General features: G+C 35.7%; 5 protein-coding genes. All 5 read left to right on the forward strand.

All coding sequences use genetic code 11. The annotated features are described in order from the left end of the window. Positions 1-150 precede the first annotated feature (150 nt). The 5 genes from M0214_RS12355 (at position 151) to M0214_RS12375 (ending at position 15,072) form a co-directional block, all read left to right on the forward strand. Positions 151-1,473, forward strand: a complete 1,323-nt coding sequence (locus tag M0214_RS12355; protein WP_248722874.1) for a hypothetical protein — start codon at positions 151-153, stop codon at positions 1,471-1,473. Positions 1,474-1,525: 52 nt separating this feature from the next. Then, the gene (locus M0214_RS12360) at positions 1,526-2,956 is read left to right on the forward strand and encodes a gliding motility-associated C-terminal domain-containing protein (RefSeq protein WP_248722875.1); all 1,431 of its coding nucleotides are present in this window, start codon (positions 1,526-1,528) and stop codon (positions 2,954-2,956) included. A 1-nt stretch (position 2,957) separates the two neighbouring features. Then, on the forward strand, positions 2,958-5,519 hold the full coding sequence (locus tag M0214_RS12365; protein WP_248722876.1) for a PorP/SprF family type IX secretion system membrane protein: 2,562 nt from the start codon (positions 2,958-2,960) through the stop codon (positions 5,517-5,519). A 334-nt stretch (positions 5,520-5,853) separates the two neighbouring features. Beyond that, positions 5,854-14,079, forward strand: a complete 8,226-nt coding sequence (locus M0214_RS12370; protein WP_248722877.1) for a T9SS type B sorting domain-containing protein — start codon at positions 5,854-5,856, stop codon at positions 14,077-14,079. 15 nt (positions 14,080-14,094) lie between these two features. Then, on the forward strand, positions 14,095-15,072 hold the full coding sequence (locus M0214_RS12375; RefSeq protein WP_248722878.1) for a type IX secretion system membrane protein PorP/SprF: 978 nt from the start codon (positions 14,095-14,097) through the stop codon (positions 15,070-15,072). The last annotated feature ends 80 nt before the right edge of the window (positions 15,073-15,152 follow it).

Raw genomic sequence — 15,152 nt, forward strand, 5'->3', positions numbered from 1 at the left:
AACACTCGATAAAAGGCATAATATTATTTTTTTTGAAAGATTATTATTTCAAAATAAAAGTATTTCGTCGATTTTTTTTGTGTTTTGTGGATTTTATCTATATTTGAAACAGAAACCCAATTCTATCAAAATAATTTAAAATGATTCGCCATGAAAAATTTTAAAGGTTTAGCCTATATATTTTTATTGTTTATAATAACTGGTCTAGAAGCACAACAAGAGAAAGGCATTGTTGGTGCCTCCAATTGGTTAGATAATTGGACTGAATTCAATCCAAAGCAAGTTTATCACAGGGAACCAACTACAATCATTTCAGGAAATATAACCCAAGACACGAAACTCTACAAAAGAGACACGTATTTACTCGTTGGTAGTGTATTTGTATCAAATAATGCTATTCTCAGTATAGAGCCAGGAACGGTTATTCTTGCTGATTATACTTCAAGCGCTTCATTGACTATATCTAAAGGTGCCAAAATTTTGGCTGAGGGTACAGAAACTGATCCAATAATTTTTTCTTCCAACAGAAGTATTAAACATTCTGGTGATTGGGGTGGTTTAATATTGTTAGGTGATGCACCTCTCAATAAATTCGGAAATGGCTCGGTATCAAGTTTGTATACTAATTTAGATTCGTCCAACTATACCAATGTGAACTATGGAGGTGAAGATATGTGTAGTGATTCGGGGATATTAAAATACGTTAGAATTGAATATGCTGGAAAGCGAGTTCGAGGCGCTGGTTATCTTAATGGGTTGCTGTTAGCTGGTGTAGGAAATAAAACGACACTAGAAAATATAATGGTTAGCCATAGTGCCGGCGATGGTTTTGAAATTTTAGGAGGAGAAGTTAATCTAAATAAAGCTATTAGTTTCAAGAATAGCAGTAATGACTTTAAATTCAATTACGGTGCCCAATGTAAGTTGGACAATTCTTTAGTTATAAGGTCTCCATATGTGTCTAGCAGCGAGGGGTCTAGATGTCTTCAAATACTTTCTTATGATAATAAAGGTGAAATGGATTTCTCAAAAAAGGAAACTTATGTTCAGGCAGAAAACCTCACCATGTTAAACGATAGTAGAAATTTAGAGGAAGATATTGAAAAAGGATTAGTAAATGAAGCCCTTTATGTCGCTACTAATGCAAAGTTGGAGATGAACAAAACGGTAATCTCGGGTTTTAATCCGGCTGTTGTTCTAGACGATGAAATTAGCATTAATCAGGAGAATCTAGAAAAAATAAAGTTTACAGGTATGTATTTTAATAACTGTAACGGTAACATTTTTGTTGAAAATAACAGTAATAATGATGATTTAGAGAATTGGTATGGCAATGCATCATTCTTCAATGTATATTCTAAAAGTAATAACAACGAAACTTTTATTGACATAGAAAATAAAAGAAAACCTGATTATAGGTTGAGAATAAACAAGATTATTGCTACAAACAAAGATCCAGATTTAGAAGATTAATTAATGTGTGATTTGAAATAAATGATAATTAAAAGAGTACAAATAATATTTAATGAAGAAACTTATACCCATAGTACTCCTTCTTATTGTGTTTACGGTTTCAGTAAATGCTCAAATAGTTATTAGTAAACCTAATTTAAGTTTTACTCAGGCTTGTGCCAGTGCTTCATTTAATTCTTATAACGTAACTTTTTCATTCTCTCCAGAATCTGGAATATCGAGTTCCAATACATTTATAATTGAACTTTCAGATGCTACGGGTGATTTTTCTAATGCACAAACTATCTTTACTTCAGCATCAGGAAGTATATCAACTTCCCCTGCGACTATAAGTTTTTCATTACCTGTTGATACTGCGGGTGAAGCTTATAAACTCAGAATAAAAAGCACTTCTCCTGTAGCAACTAGTAGTGCATCTGATGCTTTTGCTGCTTACTATAAAGTTCAAGATACTCCATTTACTATTAACAACTTAATTGAAAACGCGGTTTTTTGTTCTGGAGATAGTTATTTGTTAACAATAGATAATCCGGGAGGACCTTTAAATGACTCCCCGCTTCAATATGATTTCTTAACTTTTAACTGGTATAAGGAAACCAGTGAGACCACATCTGTATTCGTCGCTTCAGGAGATAGTTTGGAAGTTACAGAATCGGGTACATATTTCGTTGAGACAAATTACGGATCATGTACTTCAGATTCGTTTTCTAATCGAGTTACAGTTGCAGAAGCATCTTCAGAGGAAACGAGTACCTCTATAAATTCATCATTGGGAAACCCATACTGTTTTGAGAATGGACCTACTACTTTAAGTGCTATTTCGGGTGACTCATACCAGTGGTTTAAAGATGGTGAGGCTATTGATGGTGCTACAGCACAAATGTATATTACTAATGAATCCGGAAGGTATTCAGTTATTGTAGATTTAGGTGATTGCTCGGCAACGGCAAGTATCAATTTAGAAAATACTGGGTTTACAAGTAGTATTGATGTTGATGAAACTATTAGATTGGAAGAAGGAGAAACTCTTGTTGTAAACATAACTACCTCAGCTACTAACCCAACTTTTCAATGGCTTAGAGATGGTAATTCATTGCCCTCTGCGTCATCGAATAGTTATGAGATTGCAGAATCTGGAAATTATAGGGTGATTATTACCCAAAATATTGGTTGTGCTTCGACCAAAGAGTTTGTTTTCAGAGTAACAGAACAATTTCCTGATGTTGCAGAAATCCCCAATTTAATTAGCCCTAATGGAGATGATATTAATGACACTTGGATTATACCACAGCAGTTTACAAGTGGCACTAATACAAAGGTTATGATTTTGAATTCGCAAGGTAAAATAGTTTTAAACACAAATGATTATGAAAACAATTGGCCTGCTAATTTAAATTTTAAGGACATCAACCCAGTTTACTATTATATTATCACAACCTCAAACAACCAGACACGTAAAGGATCGATTACGGTAGTCAAATAACATGAATAAATATTTACTTTATTTAATATTATTTGTTTCAATAACACAATGCATCCATTCTCAAGAGAATGGTGTTGTGGCTTTAGACCTTCCTGTAAGAAACTCTTTGAAGTTTAATCGATATGTAATAAACCCAACATTTAGCTTTGTTCGTGAGCAGAATAAGGTCATTAGTTTTAGTAATAAGCGCCAATGGGTTCAATTCGATAATGCGCCTCAAGCCTATTTATTTGGTTATTCGGGAAGATTTAGTGAGAATATAGGAGCTGGTATTGGTTTATTTCAACAAGACTATGGGGTTCAAACGGTTTTTGGAGGTATAGTTAACTTGGCTTATAATGCAGTTCTTAATAGAGATAACAACCTAACTTTTGGATTGAATGTTGGTGCATATCAGAGTGGTATAAATGAGGCCAAGGTTATAACTAATTTCCCAGATCCTTCATTACAGAATATTCCCGAACATTTTATTTTAACGGTGAATCCCGGAATTAATTATGGAACAACATTTTTTGACTTTGGAGTATCGATTAATAATCTGGTTTCTTACAACCTAAGTCAATCTAAATTGATTGAGGATAATCCTGAACAAAGCATTCAGGCTCATATTATGTATACTGGCTACATGGATAGTCGTGGTTTTTTTGATGAGAGTAAGTTTTCTACGTTAATACGTTCTGAATTTAAAAGTGAAACAACAGTTATCTCAGGCCTTGCAATGCTCACAATACCAAAAGGTATTTGGGCTCAAGTAGGTTACAATACTTTATATGGAGCTTCGGCTGGCTTAGGGTTTAATATAAGTTCTGAAATAGCCTTAGAGTATAATTATGAACAATCTGTGGGAGAGCTATCAGATTTTGGTAATTCACATGAGTTCACCGTGGCATATAGATTTAAAAACAATAACAGGTATGTTTACAGTGGTGATGATGAAGAGCGATCTGTTTTTGTTCCAAAAAGAAAAAAACGCACTATTTCCAAGCGTAAAACCTCTAATAGTAATCCAAGTAGGCCTGATCCAAGAAAATCCAAAACTGAAGATATTCAGGTTGCCGACAATAATTCTGATAAAGCTCAAACCACTAATGATAATGCTGTAGTTGAAAACGATAAGAAAACAGTTATTGACGAAACTTCTAAACCGGTAGAAAACTCAACACCAGAAGTAACCCAAAATAAAGCAGAAACAGCTTCTACATTAGAGGCTGAAAGAATAGCTAAAGAAGAAGCAGACCGAATAGCAGCTGAAGAACTAAAAGCTGTTGAAATAGAAAAAGCCAGAATAGCCAAAGAGCTGGAGGAAAAGCAAAGATTAGAAGCAATAAAACGTAAAAAGGAAGCTGAAGCGAGAGCTAAAGCAGAAGCGGTTAAACGAAAAGAAGAATTAGAAGAAAAAGCTAGAATTGAGGCCTTACAAAGAAAACAAGAAGCCGAAAAGCAAGCCAAGGCCGAAGCATTGAAACTTCAACAAGAATTAGAGGCCAAAGCACGTGAAGAAGCAAGATTAAAAGCTGAAGCAGAAAGGCAAACACAGTTAGAGGAAGAAAAACGTAATGCTGAAGAAGCTGATCGTATTAGGGTAGAAGAAGCCGAAAAAGCGCGATTAGAAGCTGAACGACAAAAATTAGCAGAGGACTCTAAAATTGAAGAAGAAAAAGTTTTAAAATCTGATGAGAAAGCCAATCTTGATGAGGAAACCAAAAATTCAATTGATGAATTAAATCAGTCTGCTGAAAGTTCTGTAACGGTTCAAAAGAATTTAATAAGTAGATTAACCGAAAAGGTGGCAATCAAGCAAAAAGATTTAGATGATTTAAAAGAAGAAAATGATTTAAGTGAGCAAGGTATTTATATTGAACCAAAAGCATTTAAAAGTGTAACCGCCGAAAATACAGAAATAGAAACTTTAAAAGATGAATTAGATAAGGTCATTGAAAACCAGCGTATTCAAATTGAGGAATTAGAGGCTGTATTGATAATAAGAAAACGAAAAGTTAGAGATGAAAATGACCCTTTAATTTCAGCATACACAAAATCTATTGAAAAACTTAAATTGGAACTAGATAGAACTGTCCAGATAAAAGCAGATTTAGAGGCTTCTTTAGATAGGATAAAGGAGGCCACTGATGTTGAACGTAAACGTAGAATAAGGCGAGCTGCTTACGATAATCAAAAGGATAGATTCTTTAAGGATAGTACCACATTGGCTAATATTAAAAAAAGTACAAAGCCTTCCTCCAAAGCATTAACTGTTGATGAGTTAGATTTTGGTGAAGAACAAAATGGGAATATTCAAATTATAAAGAATAATGGACATTATAAAAGTGGCTATTATATGGTCATAGCTGTACATGAAGATAATACTAAGCGTGATGAATTTCTAGAAAAAGTCATTGCTTCTGGAAACAAAGAAATTAACTTCTTTTTCGATGTAAACACTAATAAGTATTTTATTTACAGCAAAAGATTCAATTCCATCGAAGATGCTCAAAGAACATTGGGGTCTGATGATAGAAAGGCTTATGAGGCTAAAATGTCCATCGTTAAAATTGAAAATTAAAACCTAAGCACTTTTTTAGTAGAAAACATAGTAACTCATTTACAAAACCTATTCCTTAATTACATAAGTAGTTGTATTTTTTGTAGTATAAAAACTTCATTTATGTTGTTTTATCGAGTTTAAATACTTAAAATACCGATGAAATGCATAAAAAATGGTTATTTGCTTTCATCTTTCAAAATTATTTCACGATATTTACGCAGACGATAAGTGTGTGTCTTCGTTTATTTAAAGTTAAAGAGAAGCATACTTGCGTTTTTGATGAATTTGGTCAAAAATATTACCGGGAATATTTCTTTTTACGCCCCTAAAAAGAAGTACAAAAAAGACGCCCATGAATAAAACTACTTATGTAAGGTTTAGCATCTGTTTAGTCCTATTTTTAGTAGGGTTACAAATGTTTTCACAAAATTATGTGCCATTTACTCCTAGATTTGACCAAGATCTAAAAGGCGATATTGTTTTAATTGGAAACAATATTTTAGGTCCTGATAACAACGCCTTCAACAACAATTCTGTTTACAATCACAATGTTGATATGAGATATATCGACATTGATAGTGATCCCACAACATTCAGTTCATCAAGTGCAGATTTAGTAATTCCAAATCCTGGATGCTACAGAATAGTTCACGCAGGACTCTACTGGGGTGCAGTAACTAATGGTCCTGAACCTATAACAGATGTAAAGTTTAGTGGCCCTTTAGGAGGATATACCGATATTACAGGAACAGTAATTTTTGAAGCTAACGGAAGCTCAGTAGATGGAGGTGATAGTTTTTCTTATGCTTGTTATGCAGATGTTACCAGTATAGTAACTTCATTTGCTACAGACTTAGGAACATATACCATAGCTAACGTGTCTAGTGCACAAGGGCAGACCTCAACTTTTAGTCCGTTTAACGGAACTGGATACTCGGCCGGCTGGTCCTTATTCATTGTTTATGAAGACCCGACAGTTCCGGGTAAATCTATTACAAGTTTTGATGGTTTTAGTGCTATTAGTGTTCCTGGAGCAAATCCAAACTTAGATATTCCCGTTTCAGGATTTAGAACAGTACCAGCACCAGCACCAGTAAGAGCAAACTTTGCCTTTGCAACATTAGAGGGAGATAAGCCAATTTTAGGAGACCGTCTTTTACTTAATGGAACTAGACTATCAGCTGCCGATAGGCTAGAGACTAACTTTTTTAATAGTTCGGTAACACAATTGAGTGCTTTGCCTGTAAATAATAGAAATCCAAATAGTACTAATACATTAGGTTTTGATACAGGTGTAATGGTAGTTCCAAATCCTGGAAACACAATTATAGCCAATGATGATACCTCTGCTGTTGTGAGATTAGAAACATCGGGAGATACATTCTTTCCATACTTTTTCGCTTTAGCAGTTGATATTATAGAGCCCAATATTGTGTTAACTAAAATTGTTGAAGATATATCTGGAAATAATATTGGTGGTCAGGTAGTAAACCTGGGCGATGAACTTAATTATGTAATTGGCTTTCAGAATACAGGAAATGATAACGCTACTGATTTTACTATAAGAGACATTCTTCCTACAAACATTGTATTTAACTATCCAGCAGATATTGTATCATTGCCCGCAGGAGTAACCGTAGACAGTTATAATCCAGTTACAAGAGAAATTGTTTTTAGAATAGACGATTCTGTTGTTGAAGAATTTGATCCCGTATTGGAAATAAGGTTCAGGGTAACCGTTGTAGCAAACTGTAGTTTATTGGATGATGCTTGTTCTAATATCATCAATAATCAGGCTTATGCAACTTATAATGGTACCTTAAACCCAAGTTTTACAATATCAGATGACCCTAGTATTAATAGCAATACAGGATGTTTACTCACGCCTGGAGCGACCAATTTTCTTTCCGATTTAAATTGTCAATTCAGAGAAGATGTTATACTCTGTGGTGACAATGTAGAGTTAAGAGCTGGTGATGGTTATGATGCATATACTTGGTCTTCAAGCCCTACTGGGACACCAGTAATAGGTACTGGGCAAACACTTACAGTAAATGCTATAGGAACTTATTATGTTCATAATGAGGCTATTGCACCTTGTCAATCAATCGATCAAATTTTTGATGTGATTACTTATGGAGCTGGCGTTCCAAATCCTGTAATTCCATTTGCAGACCAAGTCGTTGTTTGTCCAAATGACGGTAAAGAATTACCAAATTTCTTTCTATGTGGTGCCAATGACTCAAGATATATTCAAACAGGGATTACAGATACCTCCTCTATGATATGGGAACGATTAGACGAATCGAGCTGTGCTGCTGTACTAAACCAAGATTGTGCAAACGAAGATGCTGCATGTACTTGGAATCAGGTAGCCACAGGACCAGATTATCTAATAGAGGGTGCAGGACAATATAGATTAACGCTTAATTATACTGGAGGGTGTTTTAATCAATACTACTTTAATGTTTACGAAAATGTATTAGTACCAACGGTATCTTCAAGAGATATTATCTGTACAACTCCTGGAGAGATAGTAATTGGAGGTGTGCCTAGTGGTTATGAGTATAGTATTGATGGTGTTAATTACCAAGTGAGTAATACATTTTCGGTAACGACTGCTGGTATTTATACAGCATTCATTAGACAAATAGGCGTTTCTCCAAATCCTTGTATCTTTCAGGTGCCGGATATTCAGATAAGAGAACGGGACTTTACGGTATCTACTACTATTAATCAGCCTTTGTGTTTTGGTGAATTAGGAAGTGTAGTACTTGCAGCTAATGATGTAAGGCCACAATACTTCTTTTCAATCTATCAGGGAGGCACTTTAGTAAATAGTGTAGGACCAATTACGTCTAATAATTATACATTTAGTAACCTCAATCCGGGAACATATACAGTAAATATTTCAACAGAAGACGGTTGTACCTACTCAGGTGATATCGATATTATTGAACCGCCTTTATTAACTGCTACAGCAGCCATAACACAACCTTTAACTTGTACAAATGGTGAAATAACAGTGTATCCAAACGGAGGAACACCACCATATTTCTACTTCGTAAATAGTACGACGTCATTCCAAACGGTACCAACAATAGATGTTTCAACTGCAGGAACTTACAATATTACAGTTGTCGATTCTAATAACTGTTCTACAGATGTTTCTATAGATATTGATGCGGTTAATCAGCCAGATTTTAATATATCGACAACAGATATATCATGTGCTGAAGACCCCAATAGTGGAGGTATAACTATCAATGTTTTGAATGCCAATGGTAACACATTAAGGTATAGTATCGACAATGGAGTAACCTATTCTAACTCACCAGTATTTAATGGTTTAACCGCTGGGAGTTATGATGTTGTTGTTGAATACACATTTGATTCTGATGTATGTGAAACGGTTCCCCAAAACATCACTATTACTTCGGCAACTGCTATAGATGGTACAGCTACTCTGACCACACCTTTTACGTGTAACACCAATGGTGTTATCACTGTTTCTGGTGTAACGGGAGGAACAACACCTTATACATACAGTATTGACGGAATCAACTATCAACTTGGTAATGTTTTTAGTGGTTTAACAGATGGGACATATACTATCTCTATAAGAGATGCCAGTAGTTGTACATTTATAACTGCTCCAGTCGTTATTGACCCATTAAATCCTCCAACCGATTTAGATTTTAGTCATACAACTTTAAGTTGTCCTGCAAATACAACTACAGTCACTGTAAACGCTACGGGAGGGACTGTTCCTTTAGAATATCAAATTATTGCACCCGCTGGTTCTATAACGCCATATCAGTCTGGTAATTCATTCTCGGGATTGTCTCCTGGAACATATACTTTCCAAGTTAGGGATGCCAATAATTGTAAATATGCAGAGACATACACGGTTACACCATTACCGCCGGTTACGGTCGATATGGTATTGACCAAAGATTTAGATTGTACAGCTTCCCCAGATGCTATCATTACAGGATCAGTTGCTGGAGGTACAGCACCATACAGTTATTCGGTATCTTATAACAGTGGCGGTTACGGAGCGTCAACTAGCATAACAGGTACTACTTTTACTTATACCACACCAAATGATGGTACCTACGAATTTGAGGTTACAGATTCAAGAGGGTGTACTGTTCAATCAGGAGTCATAATTGTGGCTGCTATATCATTACCCGAAATTACTTCGGTTGTTCAAACTCAGGATATTTTATGTCATGGTGACAATAATGCAGCTATAGATGTAACCATAAATAATACGGTTGGAACTCCGCCATTCACCATTAATGTAAATAATGATACAACAGCAACAAATTATGGGACACAAACCTCTGGTTTAACTGCGGGAACTTATACCATTACCTTGACAGATGCTAAATCTTGTACAGATACAGAAACTATTGTTATTTCTGAACCATCTCCTATTAATGTTACACACTCTTCGGTAGATATTACGTGTGGAGCAGGAGGGGTTTCTTTTGGTTCTGTTATTATTGACAATGTTACAGGAGGAACAGCACCATATAATTATTTTGTAACCGGTACTAACGGTTATTCGAATTCTGAGCTTAATACCACTGGTACAACCTCAGTGTCGTTTAATGTTGTTGATTTCGGACTATACCAAATAAACGTTGTAGATAGTAATGGATGTTCTGTGCTAATTCAGGATGTTCTCGTAGCCTCGCCACCAGATGACTTAGATATAAATATCAATACTACGGTAGATTGTACAACAGGAGGTACTGCAGTTGTAAATATTGGAACTTCTTTGGTAAGTACTGGTCCGTTTTACTTCGATATCTATACGGGCGTTATTCCGCCTCCGCCACCCGGTGGTACATGGGTTGCCGAAGACGCACCCGGAAGTCAGTCTGCTACTTTTACAGGGTTAACACCCGGCTTGACCTATACATTTATAGTTTATGATACCGCTACCAATTGTAGTTACTATGAAACTGCATCGGCATCTGTACCAACAAATTCAACATTAACAACTTCAGCATTAACTTCAAATAATATTACTTGTGTTGGTAGTGCAGATGGAAATGTATCTTTTACGGTTAATAGCATATATGCCTCTTCGGTAGATATAACTTATGAAATATTTAATTCATTATCATTAATCTCAACTGGAGTAAGCGGCACAGGAACAATTCCTGCAGGAGCTTCTATATCTGTTTCTAATCTTGGACCATTGCCATTTGGCACTTATTATGTTTCGATAACAGAAACTTCTGGTCCAAATGCAGGTTGTGGTGTAATCACTATACCATTTAATATCACAGAATCGGCTAGAGATTTAAATATATCGGCATCTATTGATAGAAATGCTAATTGTAATCCTAATTCTGGGCTAATTAGTGCCGTTGCACAAGATGGAACAGCACCGTACGTATTCCAAATTACAACTAGTTCTTCAGCACCAGCTATAACAGATCCATCGTGGAATTCATCAAATACGTTTAATGTAAATGCCAATACATATTATGTACACGTAAAGGATGCTTATAATTGTGTAAGAACAACTTCTGCAATTGTTTTACCGGCAGATCCAGAACCTGTTGTTGCTGCAACTTTAACTAATCAATGTACCGTAACTGAAGGGAACTTTGAAGTTGATGTAACATTGACTGCAATAGGAATAGCGCCGTATAGTTATAGTATTGATGGAGGGGCTTACCAGACTCGAACAGCTCCATTTACGTTAACTAATTTATCCTCTGGGGTTCATACTATTGAAGTTCAGGATGCCAACGGCTGTGGTAATATGGTTTCTGTTAATATAGCTCCCCCGGTAGATATTGTTCCAACACTTACGGTTTTACCAACTTGTAATAACAATGATGGAGAAATTACCGTAACAGGTAATGGAGGTTCTGGCACGTATAACTATAGTATTAGCCCTAATCCAGTTTCAATAAGTTTAACCAGTAACGTTTTTTCAGGAGTGCCCTCGGGGACATATACTGTAACAATAACAGATGCTGTAACAACATGTTCTGCAGATGCCACTATTATAGTTCCTGAAGCCAACCCATTAACATTTACAACTACAACAACTCCTGTTACCTGTTTTGGAGATAACAATGGTTCTATTTCAATTAATATAAATGGTTATTCTGGACCTTATACCTATGAAGTTTTTGATAGTTCTAGTGCTTCAGTATTCGGTCTTGTTGCTGCAAATACAAGTACAAACCCACATATAATTTCAGGCTTATCAGCCGATAATTATACAATTACTGTTATTGAAACAGCAAGTCCGTTTTGTTCAACAAGTTCAGGGACAATTAGTGTTGGAGGACCTCCAAGTGCACTGACGCTAGTAGCTTCAGAAACTTCTAATGTAACTTGTGATAACGATAAGGGAACAATTACTGCAGTCGCTAGTGGCGGATGGGGAGATTACCAATACGAATTAACAGGTACTTCAACAATAGCGTATTCCAATAATGCCACATTTACAGATTTATCTGCCGGGGCTTACATTGTTAATGTTCGTGATGCCGGTGGTTGTGTTGCTTCGTATAATATCACACTAGATTTACCAACTCCTATTAATGCTACTATAGCAGCATCACCATCAACCTTAGCTTGTTTTGATGATGATAATGCAACAATAACTGTAACAAGTATATCAGGTGGACAAGGCAATAATTATAGTTATGTGTTGAATATGGTTGCTCCAACAGTGAGTTCATCAGGGCCACAAACATCAAATATATTTACAAATTTAAGTGCGGGAACTTACAATGTAACCGTTAACGATGGCTTTAATTGTGAATTTACAACGGCAAACATCGTTATAACAGAGCCTACTCAGCTCGAAGCTAGTTTAGTTAAAGCTACATCTCAAACCTGTACTACAGATGCTACGCTTACCTTAAGCGCCACAGGAGGAACAGGAAATTATGAGTACAGTAATACATCAAGTTTTACTGCAATTTTAGGAACATTTAGTTCATCGACTTCATTTTCCGTTACTCCCGGAGATTATATGTATTATGTTCGAGATGCCAATGGGTGCGTATCTGGAGTTTCAAATCAAATAGCGATAGATCCATTACCTGCTTTAACTTTAGATTTAGACACTTCAAACGCTACGATAAACTGTTCTGGAGATACAACGGGAGTTATTGTTGCTAATGCTCAAGGCGGTTTGGGAAGTTATATTTATACACTACAAGATACTTTAGGAAATCCAATTCCAGCCACTCAAACAACACCAGGAGTATTTACAGATTTACCTGTTGGAGATTACCAGATAAGGGTAGAAAGTGGCGACTGTTTATTTACATCGTCAACAGTAGCAATTTCAGAACCAAATTTACAGCTTCAAGTAACTTTTAACGTATCTGATGTGAGTTGTAGTGGAGAGAATAACGGTATATTAGAGATACTCGCAACAGGAGGTACAGGAATTCTTAAATATGCCATTTCACCTCAATTGAATCAGTTTTTTGATACACCAATATTCGAAGATTTAGCTCCAGGAAATTATCAAGCCATAGCGCAAGACGAACTAGGGTGTTTTGTATTGTTTGATTTTACTATAGATGAACCTTTACCGGTGATGATTACCATAGTACCAAACTCCTTAATTCCTGAGGTCTGTGAAGGCGATATGAATGGTGAGTTTAGTATTGATATTTCGGGAGGGACACTTCCTTACAGTATAGCTTTAGATGATCCGAATGGTACTTACATAACAGGTACTGCAACTCAAACAATATTTGATTTTACAGGTTTAAGTGGTGGTGACCATCTTGTTTATGTAAGAGATGCTGAAGGTTGTGAATCTGAATGGAATATCACTTTTCCAGAATCGGTTCTTCTCGACCCTGAGGTACGTGTAGAGTATTGTACCGATGTTACTGATGCCATGAGTAATGCAGTTACGGTAACAGTAGACGAGAGTGTAGATGTTTCTCAGCTAGATTATTCTTTGGATGGTATTAATTATCAAACCAGTAATGTTTTTATAGATGTGCCTGCAGGTTTAAACAAGACAATAACAGTTAGACATACTAATGGTTGTCAGCAGGAGGTTTTGTTTGATGTGAATCAATATCAGCCTTTACAAATAGCACTAGACGATGGACAGGGTATTAATGAAATAGAGGCAAGAGCTAGCGGTGGTTCTGGTAATTATGAATTTGCTGTTCAACGTGTTAATGAAACCAGTTTTGAACCTTACCAAGATACAGGAACATTCATAATTTATGAGTCAGGAGAGTATACGGTAACTGTTACCGATAGTAATGGTTGTGTTGCTACTGCTTCAAGATTCTTTGAATTTGTAGATGTATGTGTTACAAACTATTTCGTACCAGCTAATGGCGGATGGGGACCGGGTTGTACATCACAGTACAGAAATTTAACATTCGATATTTTTGATCGATATGGAAGGAAAATAGCAACCCTAGGAGTAGATGATAAATGGGATGGAACATACAATGGTAAAGAATTGCCATCGGGTGATTATTGGTATGTTGTTAAGTTAAACGACACAACAGATGACAGGAGTTTTGTTGGTCATTTTACCCTTTACAGGTAGTTTAAAGAAAATAAAATGCAAAAGTTAGTTACATATTTATTGTTTTTCACGGCAGTTTTAAGTTACGGCCAAGAATTAAATTTACCTGTATTTACTCAGTATCTGGCAGATAATAACTTTGTAATAGCACCAACATATGCCGGTATTGGGGACAATGTAAAAATTCGGGCCAACGGACTAACGCAATGGGTTGGTATAAAAGGAGCTCCAGATAATCAATCGGTTTATGGAGATATACGAATCGCCGATAGATCGGGGGTAGGTTTATCATTCTACAGTGATAGAAATGGTAACACCATCCAATCTGGAGCAAAGTTTTCTTTTGCGCATCATCTTACATTAGATTATTATTCAAAAATTTATCTGTCGTTAGGTATTTCTTATAACCTGAATAATTTTCGGATAGATATTAATAACTTCAACACAACTCACGAAGCGCCAATTATAGATCCGCTAGTTACAGACGATAGAAGAAATACAAATCATAACTTCGATTTAGGGGCTTTATTCCGTTGGAAAGCTTTCTTTATGAGTTTAAACATAAACAATGTATTGGATAAGGATTTCGATTCGTCAATACGGTTCAAGGAACCTAATTTACTGTTAAACTATCAAATCTATACTGGTTACACATTTAGGGGCCCAAAAAAATCTGGACTTGAGTTCGAACCTTCTATATTCTATCAAATGTTTACCAGTGATAAGCGATCGGCAACAGATTTAAATTTTAAATTCCGAAAGTATAATAGAAACGATGATTATTTCTGGGGAGGTATATCTTATAGGTTCTTGAACGACCAACTTCTTAAGCCTTTAAATATAGGTCCTATGGTGGGGTTCAAGAAATCGATATTTTATTTTGGCTACGCCTACCAGATTACCACCAACGATTTATCTGCCTATAATTCCGGAACTCATGTTATTACTGTGGGGATAGACTTTTTACAAGGTATAAGTAATTGTCCTTGTACTCAAGACCCTGTACATCACTAAAATTTAGACTTCTTAATACCACAGGAAATTTTAAAGGAAATTTAAAGTAAACTTCCATAATTCTTTTACTTAAATAAAAT

Source organism: Seonamhaeicola sp. ML3, from assembly GCF_023273855.1.
GTDB lineage: Bacteria > Bacteroidota > Bacteroidia > Flavobacteriales > Flavobacteriaceae > Seonamhaeicola.

Excerpts from the sequence above, each read along its gene's own strand:
- M0214_RS12360 (WP_248722875.1), top strand. The coding sequence starts at position 1,526 with ATGAAGAAACTTATACCCATAGTACTCCTTCTTATTGTGTTTACGGTT.
- M0214_RS12365 (WP_248722876.1), top strand. The coding sequence starts at position 2,958 with ATGAATAAATATTTACTTTATTTAATATTATTTGTTTCAATAACACAA.
- M0214_RS12355 (WP_248722874.1), top strand. The coding sequence starts at position 151 with ATGAAAAATTTTAAAGGTTTAGCCTATATATTTTTATTGTTTATAATA.
- M0214_RS12375 (WP_248722878.1), top strand. The coding sequence starts at position 14,095 with ATGCAAAAGTTAGTTACATATTTATTGTTTTTCACGGCAGTTTTAAGT.
- M0214_RS12370 (WP_248722877.1), top strand. The coding sequence starts at position 5,854 with ATGAATAAAACTACTTATGTAAGGTTTAGCATCTGTTTAGTCCTATTT.